The sequence below is a fragment of the Leyella stercorea DSM 18206 genome (genome assembly GCF_000235885.1).
Taxonomy (GTDB): Bacteria; Bacteroidota; Bacteroidia; order Bacteroidales; family Bacteroidaceae; genus Prevotella; species Prevotella stercorea.
In genome coordinates, this window is the sequence record NZ_JH379403.1 from 1 (window position 1) to 1,108 (window position 1,108).

The 1,108-nt window shown below is 37.7% G+C and carries 1 protein-coding gene; it reads right to left on the reverse strand.

Translation table 11 applies throughout. The annotated features are described in order from the left end of the window. Nucleotides 1–403: 403 nt before the first annotated feature. Nucleotides 404–943 carry a ClbS/DfsB family four-helix bundle protein gene (locus tag HMPREF0673_RS04675; protein ID WP_007898728.1) on the reverse strand — a complete coding sequence of 180 codons (540 nt, stop codon included), beginning with the start codon at nt 941–943 and terminating at the stop codon, nt 404–406. Nucleotides 944–1,108: the final 165 nt, after the last annotated feature.

Sequence of the window (1,108 nt, forward strand, 5' to 3'; positions counted from 1 at the left end):
CTTCTATGACAGCCCTATGTCAGTAAGTCTAAATATTGAAGAGTTTTTATGAGAAAGTAGGAAAGTTCCTTTGATTGTTCTGTTTCATTGTGCTTGGAAATGAAATGTACAAGATTTGTATTTGCTTTGTGCTGCTTTCTGGCGTGCTATGGACTCGCAATAAATCCCAAAGGCCAAAGGCTTCCATTGAAATTCCGTTAGATAGCAAATCGTAGTGTCTCTGGAGGGATGTTCCTGTTATTCTTGCAGGTTATACCCGCAAAGAGATATATCAGTTGTTTGACAAACAACCGAATATGAATTTACATTGATGATAGGTCAGAAACTCCTCCTTGATAGTGTAAACAGAGCCGTGACTCAGTTCAGTTTACACTACCACTCTTTCTTTATGCCTCCATTTTATCTACTTATTGTTTGTTTTGATATGCTTCTTAATCTTCTTTATAGCCCAGTCGTAATGGCTTGCCGTTGTTGAAACACAGTAAGTGCCAAGCGTAGAAGAGCCTGTCCAACCGAACGAATTCTTGGCAAAGAGTTCTTCATTGGAAAATTGCTCTATCAGTGTCATTACCTCTTTATGACTCTCTTTTAAGATTGTCTTTGCTTCTGTCAGTGGTGTGCTTTGATGCTTCTTCCAAAATTCCAAGTTCATTGCTGGATAGGTTTTCCAATTGTATGGTGTAGGTAGAAACGTTTGATACTCACCGTTAAGATTGGCTTTTATCCAACTCAGTAGCAGTTGATGCCATTCGTACAGATGTACAAGCACATCTCGCAGATTTTTGTCTCTGCTCCAGTGTGTTTCTTTACCGACCGTTGCCATTTCTTCAGCAAAGGCTGCTTCCTGCTGACTTTTAGTCATACAGTCTATAAGCTTCCACATCTTGTTGAATTGTTCGTTGGCGGATGATGTCAAATCCGCTTTTGTCGTTGCACGTGCCATAATTATTTTCTACTTAGTGTTGTTATATTATTTTCTGAAACTACCATTGCTTGCTGGTTATTGAGATTTCATTGGAAGATAGTTATATTTTTTGCATAATCTGCAATGTGACATATTCGAATATATATGCATTGAAAGTACTTATTTTTTATAAGTAATTGAGAA

Bases quoted from the DNA above. Each gene is read 5' to 3' on its own strand.
- HMPREF0673_RS04675 (WP_007898728.1), bottom strand. From the start codon at position 943: ATGGCACGTGCAACGACAAAAGCGGATTTGACATCATCCGCCAACGAA.